The sequence below is a fragment of the Kitasatospora sp. NPDC002227 genome (assembly GCF_040296285.1).
Taxonomy (GTDB): domain Bacteria; phylum Actinomycetota; class Actinomycetes; order Streptomycetales; family Streptomycetaceae; genus Kitasatospora.
On sequence record NZ_JBEOWY010000008.1, the window covers coordinates 13,161 to 35,233 of the forward strand.

22 protein-coding genes are annotated in these 22,073 nt (G+C 73.7%); 11 read left to right on the forward strand and 11 right to left on the reverse strand.

Annotation, left to right across the window (positions count from 1 at the left end):
* The first annotated feature begins 25 nt into the window (after positions 1–25).
* The 3 genes from ABT095_RS09405 (at position 26) to ABT095_RS09415 (ending at position 3,420) form a co-directional block, all read left to right on the forward strand.
* Entirely contained in the window at positions 26–1,378 is a 1,353-nt protein-coding gene (locus ABT095_RS09405; RefSeq protein WP_350528731.1) for a hypothetical protein, read from the forward strand.
* Positions 1,379–1,385: 7 nt separating this feature from the next.
* A complete protein-coding gene (locus ABT095_RS09410) occupies positions 1,386–2,339 on the forward strand; it encodes an N-acetylmuramoyl-L-alanine amidase (RefSeq protein WP_350528732.1) in 954 nt (317 codons plus the stop codon).
* Between the two features lie 115 nt (positions 2,340–2,454).
* Positions 2,455–3,420, forward strand: coding sequence for a hypothetical protein (locus ABT095_RS09415; RefSeq protein ID WP_350528733.1), 966 nt, complete (start codon positions 2,455–2,457; stop codon positions 3,418–3,420).
* A gap of 195 nt (positions 3,421–3,615) precedes the next feature.
* On the opposite strand, the gene ABT095_RS09420 is transcribed toward ABT095_RS09415, so the two are convergent.
* The 3 genes from ABT095_RS09420 to ABT095_RS09430 form a co-directional block, all read right to left on the reverse strand.
* Positions 3,616–4,674, reverse strand: coding sequence for a prenyltransferase (locus tag ABT095_RS09420; protein ID WP_350528734.1), 1,059 nt, complete (start codon positions 4,672–4,674; stop codon positions 3,616–3,618).
* Complete coding sequence (locus tag ABT095_RS09425; protein WP_350528735.1) at positions 4,671–5,405, reverse strand: class I SAM-dependent methyltransferase; 735 nt, start codon at positions 5,403–5,405, stop codon at positions 4,671–4,673. The genes ABT095_RS09420 and ABT095_RS09425 overlap by 4 nt, the downstream gene beginning before the upstream one ends.
* Positions 5,406–5,468: 63 nt before the next feature.
* A complete protein-coding gene (locus ABT095_RS09430) occupies positions 5,469–6,782 on the reverse strand; it encodes a glycosyltransferase family 4 protein (protein ID WP_350528736.1) in 1,314 nt (437 codons plus the stop codon).
* A gap of 210 nt (positions 6,783–6,992) precedes the next feature.
* Between ABT095_RS09430 and ABT095_RS09435 the strand changes: the two genes are divergently transcribed.
* Positions 6,993–7,589: a TetR family transcriptional regulator gene (locus ABT095_RS09435; protein ID WP_350528737.1), complete on the forward strand. Its 597-nt coding sequence runs from the start codon at positions 6,993–6,995 to the stop codon at positions 7,587–7,589.
* Positions 7,590–7,713: 124 nt separating this feature from the next.
* A complete protein-coding gene (locus ABT095_RS09440; RefSeq protein ID WP_350528738.1) occupies positions 7,714–8,991 on the forward strand; it encodes an SCO2321 family membrane protein in 1,278 nt (425 codons plus the stop codon).
* A gap of 40 nt (positions 8,992–9,031) precedes the next feature.
* Here the strand turns inward: ABT095_RS09440 and ABT095_RS09445 are convergent, their stop codons facing one another.
* Both ABT095_RS09445 and ABT095_RS09450 read right to left on the reverse strand, forming a co-directional pair.
* Entirely contained in the window at positions 9,032–9,355 is a 324-nt protein-coding gene (locus ABT095_RS09445) for an antibiotic biosynthesis monooxygenase family protein (protein WP_350528739.1), read from the reverse strand.
* Between the two features lie 80 nt (positions 9,356–9,435).
* Positions 9,436–9,969 (reverse strand): GNAT family N-acetyltransferase, encoded by a 534-nt coding sequence (locus ABT095_RS09450; protein WP_350528740.1) that lies wholly within the window; start codon positions 9,967–9,969, stop codon positions 9,436–9,438.
* A 41-nt stretch (positions 9,970–10,010) separates the two neighbouring features.
* Here ABT095_RS09450 and ABT095_RS09455 point away from each other — a divergent pair, with 41 nt between their 5' ends.
* Positions 10,011–10,826 (forward strand): 2-phosphosulfolactate phosphatase, encoded by an 816-nt coding sequence (locus tag ABT095_RS09455; RefSeq protein WP_350528741.1) that lies wholly within the window; start codon positions 10,011–10,013, stop codon positions 10,824–10,826.
* Between the two features lie 343 nt (positions 10,827–11,169).
* Here the strand turns inward: ABT095_RS09455 and ABT095_RS09460 are convergent, their stop codons facing one another.
* Complete coding sequence (locus ABT095_RS09460) at positions 11,170–11,622, reverse strand: hypothetical protein (RefSeq protein WP_350528742.1); 453 nt, start codon at positions 11,620–11,622, stop codon at positions 11,170–11,172.
* A gap of 57 nt (positions 11,623–11,679) precedes the next feature.
* A complete protein-coding gene (locus ABT095_RS09465) occupies positions 11,680–12,345 on the reverse strand; it encodes a DUF4097 family beta strand repeat-containing protein (protein ID WP_350528743.1) in 666 nt (221 codons plus the stop codon).
* A gap of 230 nt (positions 12,346–12,575) precedes the next feature.
* Here ABT095_RS09465 and ABT095_RS09470 point away from each other — a divergent pair, with 230 nt between their 5' ends.
* Positions 12,576–13,289: a helix-turn-helix domain-containing protein gene (locus ABT095_RS09470; RefSeq protein WP_350528744.1), complete on the forward strand. Its 714-nt coding sequence runs from the start codon at positions 12,576–12,578 to the stop codon at positions 13,287–13,289.
* A 112-nt stretch (positions 13,290–13,401) separates the two neighbouring features.
* Complete coding sequence (locus ABT095_RS09475; protein ID WP_350528745.1) at positions 13,402–14,286, forward strand: GNAT family N-acetyltransferase; 885 nt, start codon at positions 13,402–13,404, stop codon at positions 14,284–14,286.
* Between the two features lie 20 nt (positions 14,287–14,306).
* On the opposite strand, the gene ABT095_RS09480 is transcribed toward ABT095_RS09475, so the two are convergent.
* Positions 14,307–16,361, reverse strand: a complete 2,055-nt coding sequence (locus ABT095_RS09480; RefSeq protein ID WP_350528746.1) for an MFS transporter — start codon at positions 16,359–16,361, stop codon at positions 14,307–14,309.
* A gap of 202 nt (positions 16,362–16,563) precedes the next feature.
* Between ABT095_RS09480 and ABT095_RS09485 the strand changes: the two genes are divergently transcribed.
* Positions 16,564–17,418, forward strand: coding sequence for a peptidoglycan-binding domain-containing protein (locus ABT095_RS09485; protein WP_350528747.1), 855 nt, complete (start codon positions 16,564–16,566; stop codon positions 17,416–17,418).
* 8 nt (positions 17,419–17,426) lie between these two features.
* On the opposite strand, the gene ABT095_RS09490 is transcribed toward ABT095_RS09485, so the two are convergent.
* The 3 genes from ABT095_RS09490 to ABT095_RS09500 form a co-directional block, all read right to left on the reverse strand.
* The gene (locus ABT095_RS09490; RefSeq protein ID WP_350528748.1) at positions 17,427–18,011 is read right to left on the reverse strand and encodes a TMEM165/GDT1 family protein; all 585 of its coding nucleotides are present in this window, start codon (positions 18,009–18,011) and stop codon (positions 17,427–17,429) included.
* A gap of 211 nt (positions 18,012–18,222) precedes the next feature.
* Positions 18,223–18,966: an ABC transporter permease gene (locus tag ABT095_RS09495; protein WP_350528749.1), complete on the reverse strand. Its 744-nt coding sequence runs from the start codon at positions 18,964–18,966 to the stop codon at positions 18,223–18,225.
* A 5-nt stretch (positions 18,967–18,971) separates the two neighbouring features.
* On the reverse strand, positions 18,972–20,600 hold the full coding sequence (locus tag ABT095_RS09500) for a dolichyl-phosphate-mannose--protein mannosyltransferase (protein WP_350528750.1): 1,629 nt from the start codon (positions 20,598–20,600) through the stop codon (positions 18,972–18,974).
* A 187-nt stretch (positions 20,601–20,787) separates the two neighbouring features.
* On the opposite strand from ABT095_RS09500, the gene ABT095_RS09505 reads away from it, so the two are divergent.
* Both ABT095_RS09505 and ABT095_RS09510 read left to right on the forward strand, forming a co-directional pair.
* A complete protein-coding gene (locus ABT095_RS09505; RefSeq protein ID WP_350528751.1) occupies positions 20,788–21,129 on the forward strand; it encodes a PadR family transcriptional regulator in 342 nt (113 codons plus the stop codon).
* A complete protein-coding gene (locus ABT095_RS09510; RefSeq protein WP_350528752.1) occupies positions 21,126–22,073 on the forward strand; it encodes a hypothetical protein in 948 nt (315 codons plus the stop codon). Before ABT095_RS09505 ends, ABT095_RS09510 begins: the two co-directional genes overlap by 4 nt.

Consider the following 22,073-nt stretch of genomic DNA (forward strand, 5'->3'; position numbering starts at 1 on the left):
ACACGACAGCGGGGGCGAGCCAGGCATGAGCGACCAGGAGAACACCGCTCCGGCGGTCTGGGATCCGACCGCGCGCGGCGGTGCGGGCGGCTGGGTCCGCCGCCCGGGCCAGCAGCCCCCGGCGCCCACCGCCCCGATCGCCCGCCCGTACATCCCCCCGGCCCAGAACCCCGGCCCCCCGCCGCCAAGCGCCCCGCAGTACCCCGGCTACGGCTTCCCGCCCGCCGCCGGCGCCCCGACCGGCCCGGGCCCCGGCGGGCCGGCCCCGCAGGCTGCCCGGCCCGCCGCCAACGGCTTCCCGCCCGGCCCCGGGCAGCCGCCCGTCCAGGCCGGGTACGGCTTCCCCCCGGCCGCCGGCGCCCCGGCGGCCCCGGGCGGTGGCTACGGCTTCCCGCCGGCCGACCCGGCCGGTGACTTCCCGCTCGCCGCCCCCAACTCCGCCGCCGCGCCGACCAGCGTGCTCCCGCCCGTCCCGGGCGGACCGCAGGGGCCCGGCCAGGGCGGACGCCCCCCGTACCCCGGCTTCCAGCCGCCCGGCGCCCCGGCGCCCCGGTTCGGGCAGCAGCAGTTCCCGAACCAGCCCGGCGGCCAGTTCCCGTCCTACGCCCAGCAGCAGCCGGGCTCCTACGGCCAGTACAGCCAGTACGAGGACCTGAGCACCGACCCCGAGCCCCGCGGCGGCGGCAACCGCAAGGTGCTGCTGGCCGCGCTCGGCGCCGTCGTGGTGCTGCTCGCCGGGGCGGGTGCGGTGTGGGCGATGCAGGGCGACGACAAGAACGCGGCGGCCGCCGCGCCCGCGCACAGCTCCGCCCCCGCGCCGGCCCCGCAGAGCGCGAGCTCCGCCCCGGCCGGCCAGGCCCCCGCCGACCCGGGCTCCGGCCCGCCCACCGCCGCCTCCACCGCGCCGGGCGCCGGCCCCGACGCCGCCGCCCAGGCCAAGGCCCTGGACGACCTGCTCGCCCAGGGCGAGAACGCCAAGGCCCCGATCGGCAACGCCGTGGCCCAGGTCCGCTCCTGCACCGCCGGCTCCGCGGCGGCCGCCGTGAAGGTGCTGGACGCGGGCGCCACCCAGCGCGACCAGCTGGTCGCCTCCCTCGCGAAGCTCAGCGTGAGCGACCTCCCGGGCGGCGCCGACCTCAGCCAGCTGCTCAAGACGGCCTGGCAGCGCTCGGCCGAGGTGGATCGTGCGTATGCTGCCTGGGCACGTACGGTCGCCTCGCAGGGCTGCGCCAACGGCAAGGCGCCGGTCACGGCCGACCTGCAGCGGACCACCGACCTCAACCCGCAGGCGACCCAGGCCAAGCAGGCCTTCGTCGCCAAGTGGAACCCACTGGCCGGCAGTCTGGGCCTGACGCCCCGCACCGACGACAGGATCTGACCACCTCGTGAACAGCACCACCCCGCACCGCCCCGGACGCTCGGCCGCTTTCCGGCTCACCGTGCTGGCCTGCGTCCTGCTTCCGCTGTGCTTCGCGGGGTGGCTCGGCTGGCAGGCCGTGGCCGGGGGCGGCTCCGAGCACCCGCCGGCCCTGCCGGCCGCACTGCCCCCGGCGGTCACGCCCACGCTCGGCCCGCTCGATCCGGACACCCCGAGCGCCACGCCGAGCACGCCCGGCGCCTCGGCGACCGCCCCGGACCAGCACCAGCAGCCCCTCAGCGGCCGCACGATCCTGCTCGACCCGGGCCACAACACCGCCAACGGCCGGCACAGCGCCGAGATCAACCGCCAGGTCGACATCGGCAACGGCCACAAGGAGTGCGACACCACCGGCACCGAGACCGACGCCGGGTACACCGAGGCCGAGTACACCTTGGACGTGGTCCACCGGGCCCGCGCCATCCTCCAGGGCCTCGGCGCGAAGGTGGTGCTCACCCAGGACGGCGACCGCCCGTGGGGCCCCTGCGTGGACGAGCGGGCCCGGATCGGCAACGAGGCGCACGCCGACGCGGCGGTCTCGGTGCACGGCGACGGCGCCCCGGCCTCCGGCAGCGGCTTCCACGTGATCATGCCCGCCAGGGTCACGGCCGGGAAGGCGGACACCTCCGCGATCGTCGCGCCCTCCCGCCGCCTGGGCCTGCTGCTCCGTCAGGACTTCAAGGCGGCCACCGGCGAGCCCTACGCCGACTACATCGCCGAACAGGGCCTGGACACCCGTTCGGATCTGGGCGGACTCAACCTCTCGACCGTGCCGAAGGTGTTCATCGAGTGCGGCAACATGCGAAACTCGGGCGATGCCAAGCGGATGACGGACCCACAGTGGCGCCAGCGGGCCGCCCAGGGGATCGCCGATGCCCTGACGGCCTATCTGACCACCACCGGCACGCCGGTCGCAGGCTGAGACCAGGCCGGTCTCCGGCATGATCGCGGAGGGCGCTGTGCGGGCTGAAGTGGCAAGCCTCTAGGCTTTTGCCCCGAATACCGACGTCCATGACAGACCAACGAGGGGAACGTACGTGAATCTGCGCGCTCTCACCAGGGGAGACGCCGCCGTCGCAGGTGCGGCGCTCCTGCTGCTCATCGCCTCCTTCCTGCCGTACCGTTCCTTCAGCATCTGCTTCGGGAAGACCTGCAGCACGACCTCCAGCAATGCCTGGTCGACGGACTCCTTCCCGATCTTCACCTCGGTCTTCCTGCTCGGCCTGGTCTCGGCCGCGCTGGTGCTGCTGCACCGCTTCCAGGGCGAGGCGGTGGCCGGGCGCCAGGTGTTCGGCCTGCGGCTCGACCAGTGGGGCACCGCGCTCTCGGTCGCCGCGCTGTGGACCGGCCTGACCGCGCTGGCCGGTGGCGGCTCGGCCACCAGCAACGGGTTCGGCGCCTGGCTCTCCGTGCTCGCGCTGCTGGTGCTCTCCGGCGCCGCCGCGGCCGGCCCGCTCATCCCCGCCCTGAAGGCTCCGCTGCTGACCGACAAGCCTGCCCCCGCGCCGCAGGCCTACCCGGGCGCGCCGCTCGGCTTCCAGGGCCCCGGCGCCGGCCAGCCCGGCCAGCCCGGCGCTCCGGGTGCTCCCGGCCAGCCCGGCCAGTTCGACTACGGCTTCCAGCCTGGCGCCCAGCAGCAGCCCCCGGCCTTCGGCGGCCAGCCGCAGCCTCAGGCCGGCGGCTACGGCTACCCGACCGGCGGCCACGACCCGGCCCCGCCGACCCAGGCGCTGCCCCCGATCGCCGCGACCACCCCGCTGCCGAACCCGAACGCCCCGGCTCCGGCGCCCGCCCCGGCCGCCGACTTCGCGCCGTTCTGGTTCGCCGTCCCGGTCCCCCGCCAGCTGACCCCGAAGGACAGCCCGGCCGGCCCCCCGATCGGCGAGCTCCTCCCCGGCACCTGGTACCTCGCCGTCGAGCAGCGCGGCACCGCCCTGGTCGCCCAGCTCCCCGACGGCACCCACGGCCTCCTGTCGGACACCTCCGGCATCCAGCGAGGCTGACCACCTCAGGGGTGCGAGGAACCGCGCGGCCAACCACCGACTCGGCCACGCCGCTCGGCGCTCTCAGTCGGTTGCACTACCCAGGGGCGCGGGGAACTGCGCGGAGTCGGAAGGCGACAGGTCCGCTGTCTTCCGCTCTCGCGCAGTTCCCCGCGCCCCTTGGGTAGTGCAACCGACTCTCTGCGGGAAAAGCTCTCAGCAGCAGTCGCTGACGACCAGCCCGCTCGGCAGCTGCTCCCCGCCGAACACCGCGACCGTCGCCGGGTCGCCCCCGAGCGCCGCCACGGCGAGCAGCAGTGCCCCCGCCGTCCACGTCGTCCGCTCCTCCGGCCAGATCGCATCGTCCTCGAACACGTACCCGGTCCAGTACGACCCGTCCGCGTGCCGCAGATGCTGGATCCACCGCAGGATCTCGACGGCCCGGTCCGACTGCCCGACGGCCCAGAGCGCGAGCGCGAGTTCGGCGCTCTCGCCGCCCGTCACCCACGGCCGGTCGCTGACACACCGCACGCCGAGCCCGGGCACGACGAACTTCTCCCACGCCCCGGCGATCCGCTCCGCCGCCTCGGCCCCGCGCAGCGCCGTCCCGAGCACGGGGTAGTACCAGTCCATCGAGTAGCGGTCCTTGTCGAGGAACCGCTCCGGGTGCCGCGCGATCGCGTGCTGCAGCCGGCCGGCGGCCAACTCCCAGTCGGGCTGCGGCTCTTCGAGGTAGTCCGCGATGGCAAGACCGCACCGCAACGCGTGCAGGATGCTGCACGAACCGGTGAGCAGCGCCTCCTGCACGGCGGTGCCGTCCTCGTCGAGGCGCCAGGCGATCGGACCGCCCGGCAGCCGCAGGCCGACGGTGAAGTCCAGCGCCCGCCGGACGGCCGGCCAGAGCAGCTCGAGGAACGCGTCGTCCCCCGTGCTGAGGTGGTGGTGCCAGGCGCCGACCGCGATGTACGCGCAGAAGTTGGTCTCCTTGGACGCGTTGGAGACCTCGCCGTCCGTGTAGCCGGCGTACCAGGAGCCGTCGGCGTTCTGGGTGGCCATCAGCCAGCGGTAGGCGGCCTCGGCGGCGGCGTGCTCGCCGGCCGTGTCGAGGGCCATCGCGGCCTCGGTGTGGTCCCACGGGTCGAGGTGGCCGCCCTGGAACCACGGCACGGCGCCGTCGGCCTGCTGGTCGGCGAGGATGCTCCGCACCGTCGCGGCGGCCTGCTCGGCGTCCAGCACACCGTCGAGCAGCAGCACCTCGGGGACGGCGGCGGTCACGCGCCGGGCCGGTTCGGCTTGGTGGCGTACGCGACGAAGCTCTTGCCGATCGCCGGGTTGAGCGCCTTCTCGGCCGCCTTGGTGAGCTTGCCGATCACCGGGGTGCCGACGATGTCCCACACCAGCAGCTGGTGGTACGCGCGGACCGGCAGCGCCTTGTCGTTGTTGACGCCCACCGCGCACTTGATCCACCAGTACGGCGAGTGCAGCGCGTGCGCGTGGTGGGTGCCGTACGGCTCGAGACCGGCCTCGCGGAGCTTGCCGAGCAGCTCGTCGCCCCGGTAGATCCGGATGTGGCCGCCCTCGTTCGCGTGGTACTCGTCGGAGAGCGCCCAGCAGATCTTCTCGGGCAGCCAGCGCGGCACCGTGACGGCGAGCACGCCGCCCGGCTTCAGCACGCGCACCATCTCGGCGAGCACGCCCTTGTCGTCCGGGATGTGCTCCATCACCTCGGAGATGATGATCTTGTCAAAGCTCTCGTCCTCGAAGGGCAGCTCCAGCGCGTTGCCCTCCATCGCCACCGCCGAGGCGCCGGCCGGGGCCTCCCCGGCCTGCTCCATGGCGGCGAACCACTTGCGGACCTCGGCGATCTCCTCGGCGTTCTGGTCCAGCGCCACCACGTTGGCCCCGCGCCGGTAGCACTCGAACGCGTGCCGGCCTCCACCGCAGCCGAGGTCGAGCACCCGGTCGCCGGGGGCGAGCGGGAAGCGGGAGAAATCGACGGTCAGCACTGTGGGGCTCCCAATCTCAGTGGCTGGACAAGCAGTTGGCGATGCGTCAGAGGTAGTGGTCGGTCAGGCGACGTAGCGCCAGCCGGCGCCCGAGCGGGCCCGCTGCCCGACGCCGGTGGCGATCGCCGCCCGGTAGCGCTCGACGGTCAGCTCGGCCGCCCGCTCCCAGGTGAAGCCGGCCAGCACCCGCTCCCGCCCGGCCGCGCCGAGGGCGGCCCGCAGCTCGGGGTCGTCGAGGAGCCGGCCCAGGGCCGCCGCGAGCGCACCCGCGTCGCCCGGCGGCACGGCCAGGCAGGTCTCGCCGTCGGGGCCGGCCACCTCGGGGATCGCCCCGCCGGTGGTGGCGACCAGCGGCGTACCGGTGGCCATCGCCTCCGCGGCCGGCAGCGAGAAGCCTTCGTACAGCGAGGGCACGCAGGCCACCTCGGCCGAGCGGTAGAGGTCCACCAGCTCCTGGTCGGTCAGCCCGCTGCGGAACTCGATCGCCGACTCGAGCCCGAAGCGGCGCACCGCCTCGGCGACCGGACCGTCCGCCTTCTGCTTGCAGACCACCACCAGGTGCGCGTCCCGCTCGGTGCGGACCTTGGCGAGCGCCTCGACCAAGTGCACCAGCCCCTTGAGCGGCACGTCCGCGCTGGAGGTGGCCACGATCCGGCCGGGCACCACCGGGATCTCGTCGTTCGGCGACCAGAGCCTGGTGTCGGCGCCGATCGGCACCACCGAGATCGCGCCCGGGGCCGCGCCCAGGTGCTCGGCGATCTCCGCCTTCGAGCTGCCCGAGACGGTGATGATGTGCTCGAGCCGCCGGGCCACCCGGCGCTGCATCCGGGTGAAGGCGTACCAGCGGCGCAGGCTCAGCTTCTTGACCCGGGTGGTCGCGGCGTCCAGCTCCAGCTGCCGGTCCACCGTGATCGGGTGGTGCACGGTGGTGACCAGCGGGAAGCCGTGCCGGGCCAGGCCCAGCAGGCCGTAGCCGAGGGTCTGGTTGTCGTGCACCACGTCGTAGCGGCCCTTGTGCGCGGCCAGGTACTGCCGGGCGCGCAGCGAGAAGGTGAGCGGCTCGGGGAAGCCGCCGGTGCGCATGGTGGCGACCTCGAGCACGTCCACCGGGCCGCGGTACTCGCTCAGGGCCGGGGTGCGGAAGGGGTCGTCGGCCCGGTAGAGGTCCAGGCTGGGCAGCTCCACCAGCCGGACCGAGCCGGGGCCCTCGACCTCGTCCAGCACCGGGAAGGGCTGGGCGCCGATCACGTCCACGTGGTGCCCGAGCCGGGCCAGCTCACGGGAGAGGTGGCGCACGTAGACGCCCTGGCCGCCGCAGAACGGGTCACCCCGGTAGGAGAGCAGGGCGATCCGCAGCGGTGGCGGCAGCGCGGTCATCCTGGGCCCCTATTCCCTACCTCACAGCGCCGGGTGCGCAGCGGTAAAGTAGATCACGTTTCATGTGCGGTGCGGAGATCGTCGTCGGGCTGGTGAACGACGAGAGACCTCGAAGATACCGGCCCGTAGCGTGCTCCTCGGAGCCAGGGCTGGTGATTCACGCCACGCTGCGCAGCACTCCGCCCGGCCCTCGCACCGACTGGAGCTCCCTTGACCACCGCCACCCCTCCAGGGCTCCCGCTCACGCCCCGTCAGGCCGAGCGGCGACGGCGCATCCTGCGCGCGTCCACCGCGCTGGCCGCCCGGGGCGGGTACGAAGCGGTGCAGATGCGGGAGGTCGCGGAGGGCGCGGAGGTCGCCCTCGGCACGCTGTACCGCTACTTCCCCTCCAAGGTGCACCTGCTGGTCGCGGTGATGCGCGAGCAGCTGGAACAGCTCCACGAGCAGGTCCGGCGCCGTCCGCCGGCCGGCGAGACCTCCGCCGCGCGGGTCGCCGAGACGCTCACGCTCGCCTTCCAGGCGCTCCAGCGCGAGCCCCGGCTGGCCGAGGCGATGGTCCGCGCGCTCTCCTTCGCCGACCGCTCGGTCAGCACCGAGGTCGACCAGGTGAGCTCGCTCACCGCCGCCATCGTGCTCGACGCCGCCCGGCTGCCGGCCCCGCCCTCCGCCGACCAGCAGGCCGCGCTGCGCGTGATCGCCCACACCTGGCACGCCACCCTGCTCGGCTGGCTCTCCGGCCGCGCCTCGCTGGCCGAAGTCCGCTCCGACCTCCACACGGCGGCCCGGCTGCTCACTCTGGGCGCCTAGAACTGGTACCGGTTCTACTCTCCCGATTTGCCGCCTGCCACCGCCGCCCCTCGCGGCGTCGCCGTCCGGCGTGGGGCGGCCGGATAGAGTCGGGCCGCACCGCTCTTCGAAAGGCTCCGCGCGCATGCAGACGACCACCGGCCCGGCCGCTGCGGGCTCCCTGGCGGCCCGGCTCGGCGCCGCCGCGCTGGCCGCGCTGCTGCTCACCGGCGCCGCCTCGCCCTCCGCCACCCCGCCCGCCGGCCTGTACGGCAAGGGGGACCCGACGGCCGACGGGGTCTGGCGGCAGTCCCTGGCGCTGACCGCGCTCTCGGCCGGCCAGGTCGTCCCGGCCGACTCGGCCGTGAGCTGGCTCACCGGGCAGCAGTGCGCGGACGGCGGCTGGACCGCCTACCGGGCCGATCCGAACGTGCCCTGCGAGGCCACCGCGGAGGACAGCAACGCGACCGCCGTGGCGGTCCAGGCCCTGGCCCGGCTCGGCGGGCACGAGGAGGCCTTGGCCAAGGCCACCGGCTGGCTGCGGGACACCCAGAACGCGGACGGCAGCTGGCCGCTCCACCCGGGGCGCCCTGGCGACGCCGCCTCCACCGGTCTGGCCGTCAACGCCCTGCTCGCCGCCGGGACCGACCCGGCCACCGTCAGCGGCAAGGCCGGCAAGAACGGCTACGACGGCCTGGCCCTCTTCCAGCTGGGCTGCGCCGCCCCGGCCGAGCAGCGCGGCGCCTTCAGCAAGGCCGGTGCCTCGGCCGACGTACCGACCACCGCTTCGGCCCTCCTGGCGGCGGCGGGCGGCAGGCTGCCGGTCACCAACACCGACCGGGCGGACGCTGCGCCCAAGCCACTGACCTGCCCCAGCGGTTCTGCCGCCGTGCCGCACGCCGACTCCGGCGAGGCCGCCTCGGCCTACCTCAACGCCCAACTGGCCGCAGGAGGCCAGCACTTGGCGCATTCCGACACCACACCCGACTACGCCGCCACCGCCTGGGCCGTCCTCGGGCTGATCCAGGCCGGGCACCCGCACCAGGCCGCCAGCGCGGCCGACTGGCTGGGCGGCAACGCCTACACCTGGGCCGCCAAGGGCCCCTCGGGCACCGACGCCTCCGCCACGGCCCTCCTGCTGCTCACCGCCCAGGCGGCCCAGCTGGACCCGTACAACTTCGGCGGCACCAACATCCTCCAGCTCCTGGTGGACGCCGGCCCCGCCCCCAAGTCCGTCCCCAGCTCGGCCACTTCGGCCCTGGCCGAGAACCCCGACGGCACCAAGGCCCCCGGCTCCGGCATCACCGAGGCCGACGACAACGGCGGCTTCTCCCCGATCTGGCTGATCGGCATCGGCCTCCTGGTCGGCATCGGCGGCGGCCTCCTCCTGCGCCTGGGCCGCCGCCGCACCGCGGCCTCCTGAACGGGGCGGCGACGGGCTCAGCCCTCCGCCGCCCCCGCTCTCAAGCCTTCGGCCCGGCCGACTGCACCACCTCGAACGACCACAGCGCCGACCCCGAGGCCGCCGGCCGCTGCGGGGCCTGGCCCTCGCCGCCGCCCTGGTGCGCGGCCTTCATCGGGCCCTCCATCCAGGCCTGGAACGCGGCCTCGTCCCGCCACCGCGTGTACACCAGGTACTGGTCCGTCCCCTCCACCGGCCGCAGCAGCTCGAACCACTCGAACCCGTCCGACCCCTCCACGGCCCCCGCCCGCGAGGCGAACCGCGTCTCCAGCTGCTCCCGCATCTCCGTCGGCACCTGCAGCACATTGATCTTCACAACAGCCATCTGACCCGCCTCTCCCAACCACACCCCGAGCCCCACCGGCCCAGCTCACCCCAACCCTACGGACCCTCACACCGGAACCCTCACCGCGAACCGACCGTGGGGAGGAGGTAGCGGCGGCGGTCGCCCGAGGTGTCGAGGTAGCGGCCGCCGTTGGATTCGATGACGTGGCGGGAGGCGGTGTTGGATTCGGCGCAGGTGAGGAGGGCTTCGGTGATGCCGAGGGCGGCGGCGACGGGGAGGGCGGCGGCGAGGATGGCGGTGGCATGGCCCTGGCGGCGGGCGGTGGGGCGGACGTCGTAGCCGATGTGGCCGCCGAGGCGGGTGAGGTTGGGGGTGAGGCGGTGGCGGACGGCGAGGCGGCCGAGGAAGGTGGTGCCGTCGACCCACCAGAGGGTGGTCTGGGCGACGAAGCCGTCGGCGCGGACGCCGATCACCTGCCGTTCGGCGAGCAGGCGGTCGACGTACGCCGTGAACGCCGCTTCGCCGGTGAGCGCGGCCGGCTCGATGTCGTGGACGAACCACGGCAGTTCGCTCTCCCGGTCGGCCCGGTACTCCGCGACGGCGGAGCGGAAGGAGCTGCGCAGGGTGACGGTGGGATCCACGAGTTCGGGCATTCCGCCATCATGCCCCGACGGGAGCACTGCATGATCGGATCATGCGATCACAACTCCTGAGCATCGACGACGTGCGGGCCCTCGACCGCCCCGCCGAGGCGGCCGTCGTCATCGACGTCATGCGGGCCTTCACCACCGCGGCCTGGGCCTTCGGCCGCGGTGCCGAGCGGATCGTGCTCGCCGAGTCGGACCAGGAGGCGCTCGCGCTCAAGGCCGCGCACCCGCACTGGCTCTCCCTCAAGGACAGCGCCCCGACACCCGGCTTCGACCTCGTCAACTCACCCGGCAAGATCCGGCAGTTGGACCTGGCCGGCCGGACCATCGTCCAACGCACCACCGCGGGCACCGTCGGCGCCCGCGCCGCCCAGGGCGCCGGCTTGCTGCTCTGCGCGAGCTTCGCCGTGGCCGGCGCGACCGCCGAACTGCTGCGCCGCCACTCCCCCGCCGAGGTCACCTACGTGGTCACCGGCGAAGGCGGCCGCGCCGAGGAGGACCTCGCCTGCGCCGAGTACCTCGCCGCCGACCTCGAGGACGCCCTGCCCGACCCCACCCCCTACCTCCACCGCGTCGCCACCTCCGACGCCGCCGCCGACCTCGCCTCCGGCCGCCGCGCCGGGTACGACGGCATCCACGACGAGGACGTCCCGCTCTGCCTCGAGCTCGACACCTTCGACTTCGCGATGGCCGCCACCCTCGACCCCGACGGCCTGCTCGCCCTCCACCCGGTCCGGGTCGACCAGGGAGTGCTTCCCCCGGCGGGCTCCACCGTCAACTCCGAGCCTGCTACCAGGACTTCGCCGTCGCCCAGCCAGAGCAGCCAGTGGTCGTACCCGCCGTCCTCGGGGTCGGTCCGGTAGATCGGGAAGGTCTCCAGCCGGAGGCCGTCGAAGTCGAACCTGGTCTCCAAGGTGCCCGGCCTGATGGCGACTTCGGTCAGTGGCCGCCCTTCCAGCCGGGCGAGTGCGGCCTCGAGCCCGTCGTCCTCGGAGCCGGCCAGGACTTCTTCCGCCGTCTCCAGCCGCCAGGCGGCCATCATGATCCACAGGTGCCACTCCCCATGGACGTGACCCGACGGACCGGGCGGCAACGGCTGCCCGAACTCCATGGTCACGAAGCTGCCCCAGCCCCGCTCGACGCCCCAGGCAGGCTGTCCCAGCAGCGGGCCGATCAGCCGCCGGGCCTGCGCGAGGCCGACAACCCTCATGCCGCCACCCGCAGGCGCGGCCCCGGGCCGACCGCGAGCAGCCGGCCCGACGGCACCCGGAAGGTCCAGTCCGGGACGGCCGCCGGATCGCGGTGGCGGAGGGGAAAGACCGTCAGCTCGAACTCGCCGAAGCGGATCCGGGTGTCCCAGCCGGGCAGTCGTACGTCCAGTGCGGTGACCTCCCGGCCGACCAGCACGGTCAGGTCCTCGGCCAACCGCTGCTCGCGGTCACCGGAGGCGGCCACCACCACGGCCGCCGCGCCGGCCGCGACCTGGTCCAACCGCCAGGCCGGCGAGAACACGGTCAGCCACCCGCGCATCGGTACGCCCCCGAGCAGCAGGCCGAAGGCGCCCTCGCCGCCGGGCCGCACCGCCACCCGCTCCACCGTGGCGCCGACCAGGCGGCCCGCCTCCGCCCGCAACTGCTCGATCTCCGTCGATTCATCCATCGCGCACAGTATGGGGACAACGGAGGAGAACCCGCCGATCATTTTCCGCTGCGGGCCTCAGAGGCTGCGGGCGGTGATGTCGCCGCTGCCGGTGGTGGCGCGGATCTCGAGACCGGGGGTGCCGTCGTTGCGGAGCGCGTTGGTGATGCGGCCGAGGGTGGTGCCGGCGTCCAGGGTGGCGGAGACGCCGCCGGCGGCGCCGACCGAGATGTCGCCCAGCTGGGTGTGGAGGGTGACGGCGCCGTGGGCGGCCTCGGCGATCCGGATGCTGCCCCGGGCGGTGCTGATCAGGGCGGGGCCGCCCAGCCGGCCGACCTCCACGTCGCCGTCGATGGCGGTGAGGCGCAGGCTCGCGGCCTCGTCGATCTTGATCTGCCGGTAGGCGCCCTCGAAGGTGACGTCGCCGAGGCGGCCGACGCCGCGCAGTTCGGTGGCCTCGGTGCGGGCCTCCAGGCTGGAGCCGGCCGGCAGCTGGACGGTGACCTCCAGTGCGCCGGTGGAGCCGAAGTACCGGTTCTTGGTCTCGGTGCTGCGGATCCGCAGCACACCGTCGGCGTACTCGACGGCGACCTGCTCGGCCGCCTTGACGTCGCGGCTCTTGGCCGGGTCCGCGGGGCGGACCTCGACGGTGGCGTCGGTGCGGTCCGCGGCGATGACCTGGACGCGGCCGGCGGGGATCTCCAGGACGGCGGCGATCGGGGCGGTGGTGGCGAACTTCTGCATGATGCTCTCCGGTGTGCGTCGCTTCGTTTCTGACATCGAGAACGCTACGTTGCGTTCATGAATCACGCAACAAGCTTGTTGCGATGAGATCCAATAATTGCAGGTGGATGCCACTTTTTCGTTGCAACGAGTGGGAATCTAACGCAATGGCAGATCACCCAAGCGTTGCAACGAGCCTGGAGTGAACGCTATGCTGGCGGGCATCAGGAGCAGCACGGAGGGAGACCGCGGTGCCGGGAGGCAGACTCACCCAGCAGGAACGCCAGAAGATCGCCCTGGGGCTGGCCGAGGACCTCCCCTACGCGGAGATCGCCCGGCGGCTCGACCGCCCGACCTCGACCGTCACCCGCGAGGTCGACCGCAACGGCGGCCCCACCGCGTACCGGGCCGACCAGGCCCACCGGGCCACCGAGCACCGGGCCCGCCGCCGCAAGCAGGCCCAGCCCCAGGGGCAGCAGCCGCTCGGGCGCCGCGAGGAGGCCGTGCGCGCGTACGAGGAGAGCTTCACCGCGCTGCTGGTGCACCAGGGCCTGCCGCGGATGACGGCCCGGGTGCTGACCAGCCTGTTCGTCGCCGACACCGGCAGCCTGACGGCGGCCGAACTCGCCCGGCACCTGGACGTCAGCCCGGCGTCCGTCTCCAAGGCGATCGCGTTCCTGGACGAGCAGGGGCTGATCCGCCGCGAGCGCGACGAGCGCCGCCGCGAGCGGTACTTCGTGGACGAGGACGTCTGGTACCAGTCCACGATCGCCGCCGCCCAGGGCGTCGCCCAGGTCGCCCGGACGGCCCGGGAGGGCGTCACCGTCCTCGGCCGCGAGAGCGCGGCCGCCGCCCGGCTGGAGAACATCGCCCGCTTCAGCGACTTCATCAGCGAGAGCATGCTCCGCGCCGCCGAACAGGTCCGCGACATCCTCCACACCAAGCCCGAGCCGGCCGGCGGCTGACGCCGGGCCGGCCGGGCGAGCCGGCCCATGGCCGGTGCGCATACGGCCTGCCCGGGGACGGGGCCCGCGCAAATCCGGTGCCGTCCGTTGGGGCGGCCGTTACGGTGATCGCGTGACAGATTTTCATATCATCAGCGATCACTCTGCCTGGCTCCCCGCCTTCGAGGAGCGGGAGCGTTCTCCCCTTCGCCGGGCCGGCCTCAGGGAGGAGGCCGTCACCACTCGGGTCGAGCGGACCCTGAAGGCCGCGGCCGAGGCCACCGTCGCCGAGATCACCGAGGCCGGTGAGGTGCTCGGGTACGTGGCGGTGCGGCTGGAGCCGCAGGCCAGCGGCAACCCGACTGGTCAGATCTTCGAGGTCTGGGTGCGGCCGGGCGCCGAGGGCCACCGGCCGGCCGCCCGGGAGTGGGCCGAGCGCTGGTGCGTCGAGCAGGGCGTGAGCCGGATCCGGGTCCGGACGTCCTCGGCGGACGAGCTGTACGCGCACTGGGCGGTCGGCGGCCAGACCAGGCTGCGCCGGGCCGACCGCACGCCGGAGCACCTCACCGCGCGCCCGCTCACCGAGGCCGAGTACGGGGAGTGGCTGGCCATCGAGAAGGCGGGCTACGTCGCCAACATGGTCGACACCGGGACGTGGACCGAGGCCGAGGCCCGCAGCAAGTCCGACCAGGACTTCGCCGAGCTGCTCCCCGAGGGCCTGGCCACCGCCGGGCACACCCTGCTGATGCTGCTCGCGGAGGGGGAACCGGTCGGCTCGGCCTGGCTGCACCACGGCCACCTGCCGGGCGTGACGTACGGATACTCGCTGCACGTCCAGCCGGAGTTCCGGGGCAAGGGCTACGGCCGCGACGCGATGGCGGTCGGCGAGCAGGCCACCCGCGCGGGCGGCGACGAGATGATGATGTTCAACGTCTTCGGCGCCAACACCGTCGCCATCAGCCTCTACGAGAGCGCCGGTTACACCGTGCTGGACGAGGTCCGCAGCTTCGAGCTCTGAGCCCTGGACGTAGCAGGGGCTCAGAAGGAGCGGCCCTCGCTGTGCGGGGCGGGCCTGGGCGGGGTGCGGTCGGGCCGGTCGCCGCCGAGGGAGGTGGAGAGGCGGGTGAGGAGTTCGGCGAGGTCGGCGAACTGCTGCTCGTCGTAGTCACCGAGCAGCTGGCCGAGCTGGACCCGGCGGGCGGCGACCAGCTGCTCGGCGGCCTCGGCCCCGGCCTCGGTGAGGCGCAGCGGCAGGCCGTTGCGCACGGCCAGGCCCCGGCTCTCCACCTGCCGGGCGGCCTCCTCGATCACGTCGATCGGCACGATCCGCCGCTCGGCCAGTTCGGCGGGCTCGGCGGAGCCGTGGTGGTGCATCACCAGGAGCAGCCAGCTGGAGGCGGGGTGCAGGTCGAGCCCCGCCTCGGCGGTGATCCGGCGGAAGAGGTCGCGCCGGGCGTCCCGGCTGCTGAGCACGGACATCGCGCGGGCGATCTCGTCCAGCGAGGAACGCTCGACGGGGTTGAGGCCGATCGACTCGCTGAGGTCGGGGGCGGTGACGGTGGAGCGCAGCTTCTGCTCGCGGATGAAGAGGGAGAGCACGAAGGCGAACGCCGCGACCGGCACGGCGTAGAGGAAGACCTCGGTGATCGACTTGGCGTACGCGTGGTAGATCCCGTTCTGCAGGGCCGGCGGCAGCGCGGCGATCACCCGGGGGTCGGAGCTGATCGCGGCGGCGTCGAAGCGCGGTGGCAGCTGCGCCCCGCGCAGCGCGTCGGCCAGCCGGTCCTTGAGGCCGCCGGCGAAGATGGTGCCGAAGATCGAGACGCCGAAGGAGGCGCCGATCGAGCGGAAGAAGGTCGCGCCGGCGGTGGCCACGCCCAGGTCCTCGTAGCCGACCGAGTTCTGCACGATGAGCACCAGGACCTGCATCACCAGGCCGAGCCCGAGGCCGAAGACCAGGAAGTAGAGGCTCATCACGGTGGTGCTGGTGTGCTCGGTGAGCCGGGAGAGCAGCAGCAGGCCCACCGTGGTGACGGCGGTGCCCAGGATCGGGAAGATCCGGTACCGCCCGGTGCGGGCCACGATCTGGCCGGAGCCGATCGAGGTGAGCAGCATGCCGAGCACCATCGGCAGCATGTGGATGCCGGACATGGTGGGTGAGACCTGCATGACCACCTGCAGGTAGGTCGGCAGGTAGGTGAGCGCGCCGAACATCGCGAAGCCGACCACGAAGGAGACCACCGCGACCAGGCTGAAGGTCTGCGAGCCGAACAGCCGCAGCGGCAGCACCGGCTCGACGGCGGCGCGCTCGACGGCGACGAAGGCGACGAGCAGCACGACGCCGAGTACGCCCAGGCCGATCACCTGCCAGGAGCTCCAGGGCCAGGTGGTGCCGCCGAGCGAGGTCATCAGCACCAGGCAGGTGGCGACGGAGGCGATCAGGAAGGTGCCCAGGTAGTCGATCCTGTGCTGCCGCTTGATCTCGGCGGTGTGCAGCACGGCGGCGATCACCACCAGGGCGACGGCGCCGATCGGCAGATTGATGTAGAAGACCCAGCGCCAGCTCAGGTGGTCGACGAACAACCCGCCGAGCAGCGGCCCGAGCACGCTCGTGACGCCGAACACCGCGCCGAACAGGCCTTGGTAGCGGCCGCGGTCCCGGGGTGAGACGAGGTCGCCGACGATGGCCTGGGAGAGCACCATCAGGCCGCCGCCGCCCAGGCCCTGGAGGGCGCGGAAGGCGATCAGCTCGCCCATGTTCTGGGCGATGCCGCACAGCGCCGAGCCGATCAGGAAGATCACGATCGAGGCCTGGAAGAAGCGCTTGCGACCGTACATGTCGCCGAGCTTGCCCCAGAGCGGGGTGGCGGCCGTGGAGGCCAGCATGTACGCGGTGACCACCCAGGAGAGGTGGTCGAGCCCGCCGAGGTCGCTGACGATGGTGGGCAGCGCGGTGGAGACGATGGTCTGGTCGAGCGCGGCGAGCAGCATGGCCAGCAGCAGTGCGCCGATCGGCACCCAGAGGCGGTGCGGGGTGACGGTCGGGGGTCCGGTCTCCGGGGTCAGGGTGCGCTCGGCCGCCGCGTCCGCCATCGCCGCTCCTCGGGCTCAGGTCTGATGAGAGATGCAGGTCTGATGATCATTCAGTCCGACGACCATCATGGCGCGATTTGCCCGGTTTCATGGCGTTACGTTAGCCCGATGGTGGCCGGCTGCCACCGCCCTTGCCTGTGCTCCCGCAGGGACCTGCTGCATAATCAGGCGCGTTCGCCAGCCCGACCGAGGAGGACCGGCCATGCCGGCAGAGCATCCGGCGCAGCAGGAGTACCCGAGACCGGCCGGGAACCCGGACTTCGAGGACACCGCCGTCCTCCCCCACACCGAGGGCCCGCCGCTGGTGCGCCCGTACGTCGGTGGCGGCGCCCCCTCGGTACCGGACCAGGGGCCGCAGACCGACGTGCTGCCGCCGGCCCAGGAGCCGAGGCCGTACCTGCCGCCGCAGCGGACCGTCGGCGCGGCCTACAGCTACCACGGCGGACGGGCCGAGCGGCGCCAGCAGCAGCGGCGCAGCAGCGGGCGCAGACGGGCCGTCATCCTCGCCGCCGGGGCCGGGATAGCCGCCGTCGGCGCCGGGCTGGCGCTGACCCTGCCGGGCTCCGACGCCGGGAACCGTACGGTGGCCGGGGCGGCCGACAGCTACCAGCCGGACGCCGGGATCGCCTACCCGAGCCTCACCCCCGCCACCGCCTCGAGGAGCGCGAGCCCCTCCCCGTCGAAGGCCTCACCGAGCCACAAGCCGAGCCCGAGCCCCAGCCCCAGCCACTCGGCCACCCCCTCGCCCAGCCCGACGCCGAGCACCCCGAGCATCGCCCCCTCGCCCAGCCCGACGCCGAGCACCCCGAGCATCGCCCCCTCCCCGGCCGGGCCCCGAACCCTCTCGATGGGGATGTCCGGCGCCGACGTCAGCGCGATGCAGCAGCAGCTGGCCGACGCCATGTACTGGAAGTACGACGACTCGCTGGTCACCGGCACCTTCGACCCCGCGACCCGCAAGGCCGTCCAGTACTTCCAGCGGCTGGCCGCCGTGACCGACGACCCGTCCGGGGTGTTCGGCCCCGCCACCCGGGCCTCGCTCGCCAACTACGCGTAGCGCGGCGCTCAGCCCGTCACGGCCTTGAAGACGCTGAAGGCGGCCATCAGCAGCATGATCGCCGCCGCGACCCGCACGATCACCTTCATCGGGACGTACTGCAGCAGCTTCTGCCCGCCGACGATCGCGATGCCGCCCACCGCGCAGAGCGCCAGCCAGGCGCCGAGGCCCACCGCGAGCGGGTCGGCGTACTTGGCGGCCAGGTTGGCGGTCATGATCTGGGTCAGGTCACCGAACTCGGCCACCGCGACCACGGCGAAGCTCGCGCCCGCGACCTTCCAGAAGCTCGCCGAGGAGGGCTCCTTGGCGGCGTGGCCGTCCTCCTCCTCGTCCTTGTGCCAGAGCAGCATCAGGGCGCCGAGCAGGAAGAGCGCGCCGGTCACTCCCTCCACCCAGCGCTGGGGCAGCATGGCCAGCAGGCTGCCGGCCGCCAGCGCGAGGCCCACCTGCAGGGCGAAGGCGGCGGCGATACCGGCGAAGACGTAGCCGGCGCGGTAGCGGGTGCCGAGCACCAGGCTGGCCAGCGCGGTCTTGTCGGGCAGCTCGGCCAGGAAGATGATGCCGAAGGTCAGGGCGGCTACGGTCAGGCTCATCGGTCGCGAAAATCCCTCAGGTCAAGGGCTGGCGGGCCGGTGCTCCGTCAGGGGACGCCTCGGCCCGCCAGCACTGGTCATGGTCACAGCACTGCGGCCGAAGGTCTCGCCAACACCCCGGACGGGCGGGATGTCCCGGGCGCCGGGCCCACGGATGGGCCAGTATGTCGACGAGCCGGTGGAGGGCTACTCCCCTTCAACGCCGACCAGCCTACCCGACGACCTTGCCCCGCCCGACCAGTTCCAGCACCACCACGATCGCCACCGACTCCACCGCGAGCAGCGCGACCAGCACGAACAGCTGCACCGCCCCGGCCTGCACCGGGCTCGCCCCGCCCAGCAGCATGCCGACGAACGCCCCGGGCAGGGTGACCAGGCCCACGGTGCGGGTCTGGTCCAGGGCCGGGACGAGCGAGGTCGCGGCGGCGGTGCGGCAGATCTCGAGCCGGGCGTCCCGCTCCTCGAAGCCGAGCGCCAGCGCCGCCTCCACCTCGCCGCGCCGCTGGCGCAGCTCGTCCAGCGCCCGGCGGCCGGCCAGCGAGGTGGCGGTCAGCCCGCCGCCGATCAGGATGCCCGCGACCGGGATCACCGACAGCCCCTGCCGGGGCAGCAGACCGGTGCCGAGCAGCAGCGCGAGCACCGGCAGCACCCCGAGCCCGATCGGCGCCGCCGCCCAGACCCACTCGGGGCCGGGCGTCATCCGCCGCCCGGCGGTGCGCACGGCCACCGCGAACATCAGCAGCACGAACAGCGCCGAGGTCCAGAGCGAGCCCACCACCCAGGCGATCACCAGCGCGACCGCCGCGAGCTGCACCACCGCTCGCAGCCCCGCCCGCAGCACGTCCCACCCGTGCCCGAGCAGCCCCCACCCGGCCGCCGCCACGGCGCCGACCAGCAGGAGACCGGTGACCACCCCGAGCAGCGGGGTGACCGGCAGCAGCTGGCCGGCGGCCACTCGGGTCAGATCCAGCTGGTGAACCACATCCGGGCCTGCCAGTCCGTCATCGGGATCACCTCCGCCGTGTACAGCGGGTAGAAGAAGAGGAAGCAGATCATGATCGCCAGCACCACCGTGCCGGCCGCCACCGCACCGTACTGGCGCCGCTTCAGCGAGCAGCCGGGCGGGCCGAGCACCGCACCGAGCAGCTGCGCCACGGCCAGGCAGAGGAAGGGCACCAGGATCACCATGTAGAACGAGAAGATCGTCCGGTGCTGGTACTGGAACCACGGCAGATAGGTGGCCGCCACCCCGGCGAGCACCGCGCCCGAGCGCCAGTCCCGCCGGAAGCCCCAGCGCCAGAGCAGGTAGACCAGCGCGGCGCAGGCCGTCCACCACAGCAGCGGGGTGCCGAGCGCCAGGATCTGGCTCGCGCAGCCGCCCGCGGCGTGGCAGCCCTGCTGCCCGTCCGGGACCTGCTGCCAGTACATCGAGACCGGGCGGCCCTGGACCAGCCAGCTCCACGGGTTGGACTGGTAGGTGTGCGGGGTGCTCAGGCCGGTGTTGAAGTCGTACATCTGCGCCTGGTAGTGCCACCAGCTGCGCAGCGGGGCGGGCACCCAGCTCATCGGGACCTGGGGCAGCGGGAGGTCGACGAGCGGTGTGCGCGGCGGGGAGAGACCGGCGCGGGCGTCGGCCCACCGGCGGTCGTAGCCGCCGGTGCCGGCGAACCAGCCGGACCAGGCGGCGGTGTACACCGCCCCGGCCACCAGGACCAGGGAGGCGAAGGCGGGCAGCGCGTCACGCCGCAGCATCGAGCGCAGCGGGCGGCGGGCGCCGGCCCCGCGGCGGGCGGCCTGGTCCCACACCACGGTGAGCAGGCCGAAGACGGCCAGCACCTGGGCGCCGTTCCACTTCACCGAGCAGGCCGCGCCGAGCAGCAGACCGGCGGCCAGCCGCCAGGGCCTGAGGCCGAGGTTCGCGGCGTCGGGGTCCGGTGCCTTCCGCAGGCGGGCCCGGGCGTGGTCGCGGTCGACCAGCAGGCAGCCGAAGGCACCGAGCACGAAGAACATCAGCACGCCGTCGAGCAGACCGACCCGGCTCATCACGAACTGCAGGCCGTCCACCGCCATCAGCAGCCCGGCCACGCAGCCGAGCAGGGTGGAGGAGAACAGCCGGCGCCCGATCCGGCAGAGCATCAGCACGGTGACGGTGCCGAGCAGCGCGACCATCACCCGCCAGCCGAAGGGGTGCAGCCCGAAGGCCCACTCCCCCAGCGAGATCACCCACTTGCCGAGCGGCGGGTGGGCGATGAACTCGGGGGAGGCGGTGAGCGGGATCTCCTGCGGGACACCGAGGATCTCGGGGTTGGCGTTCTCCGGCCAGACCCCTTCGTAGCCCTGCTGCAGCAGCGACCAGGCGTCCTTGGGGTAGTACGTCTCGTCGAAGACGAAGGCGTTGGGGTGCTGCAGGTCCCAGAACCGCAGCAGCCCGGCGAAGAGCGCGACGGCGGCCGGGCCCAGCCACGCCGCATGACGGATCGCCCAGCTCACGCCCGGCCACGAGCGCAGCACCGCGAGCGGGCCGGGCACGGCCAGCCCGGATGGACCGGCCCCCGTGGTCGGTGTGTCGGTCACTGCCAGCTGCGCCATGCCATCGCCGATCCGTCCGTACTGGTGCCACCGGGCCGGTCGGACCGTGCGCTGACGGTACGGCGGCCCCGGCCGACCCTATGTGCTGCCGCCCGGGTTCACCTAGCCACCGCACGCCCGGGCGAGCCGGACTGATGCCCCGTTACCCCTGGACGACATATGCCGGTCGACGGTATATCTAGGTGACATGACGGAACGTTCGATGCAGGAGCCCACGCTGCTCCTGCTCACCGCGTTGGCGGACGCACCACGCCACGGGTACGCACTGCTCCAGGAGATCGAGGCGATCTCCTGCGGCCGGGTCAGGATGCGGACCGGCACCCTGTACGGCGCCCTCGACCGACTGCTCGGCCAGGGCCTGATCCGGGTCGCCAGCGAGGAGATCGTCGAGGGCCGGGCCCGCCGCACCTACGCGCTCGCCGACCCCGGCCGCAGCGCCCTGCGGGCCGAGACCGAGCGGCTGCGCACCGTGGTGGCCGAGGCCGAGCGCCGACTGTCCATCCCAAGGCTCAGGGGGGCCTTCGCATGACCCAGCGCGCACTACGACTGGCCCTTGGGATCCACCCGGCGGGCTACCGGCGGGAGATGGGCGCCGAGCTGGCCGCGGTCTTCGCCGACTCCACCGCCGGAGCCGGCCGCTGGGCCACCGGCCGCGAACTGCTCGACCTGGCCGCCCACGGCCTGCGGCTGCGCCTCGGACTCGGCTCGCACGGCCTGATCGCCCGCGCCGCGGGCCTGGCCGCACCGTTCGCGGCGGGGGCGCTGGCGAGCGGGCTGGCCGTGGACCCCCTGCTCCGGGACCTGATCCGGCCCCGCCCCTACTCGGACCCGCTGCACCCGACCGCTCCGTACCTGCTGGAGCTGATCGCCGCGGTCCTCGCCGCCCTGACGGCTCTCGCAGCTGTCCGCGGACGCTGGACCGCCACCCGGCTGCTGGTACCACCCGCCATGCTGGCCCTGCTCGGGGCCACGGTGCTGCTCCTGCAGGACGACCCCGGGCCCTGGAAGCAGGTGGTGTTCTACGGGGCGCTGTACTGCGGGCCGCGCGCACTGTGGATGCTGATCCTGCTGGCCGCCCCCCGCGATCTGCTCGGGCCGTCCAACCGGTGGAGCGCCCTGAGCGCCGTCTGCGGCCTGCTGGTCGGCGTCGTACTGCTCTGCGTGTCCACACACAGCGCGCCGCTGCGGAGCCTGGAACCCTTCCTCTACGGACCGGCCCCGCTGCTGGCGCTCCTGACCCCGGTGCTGACCCTCATGGTCGCCACCCTGCCCGGACTGCTCCGAGGCCATCTCCGGCTGGCGGCCGTGGCCCTGGCGGCCTCTCCGGCAGGTGCCGTGGCACTGACCTACCTGACCGCCTACCTCTGGGTCACCACCCGTCTGCTGGCGCTCCTCCCGCCCGCCGCGGCCGCCGCCACGGGCGTCGCCCTGGCGCTGGCGGGCCGCCGGCGCCTGCAGCCGGCCCAGCACTAG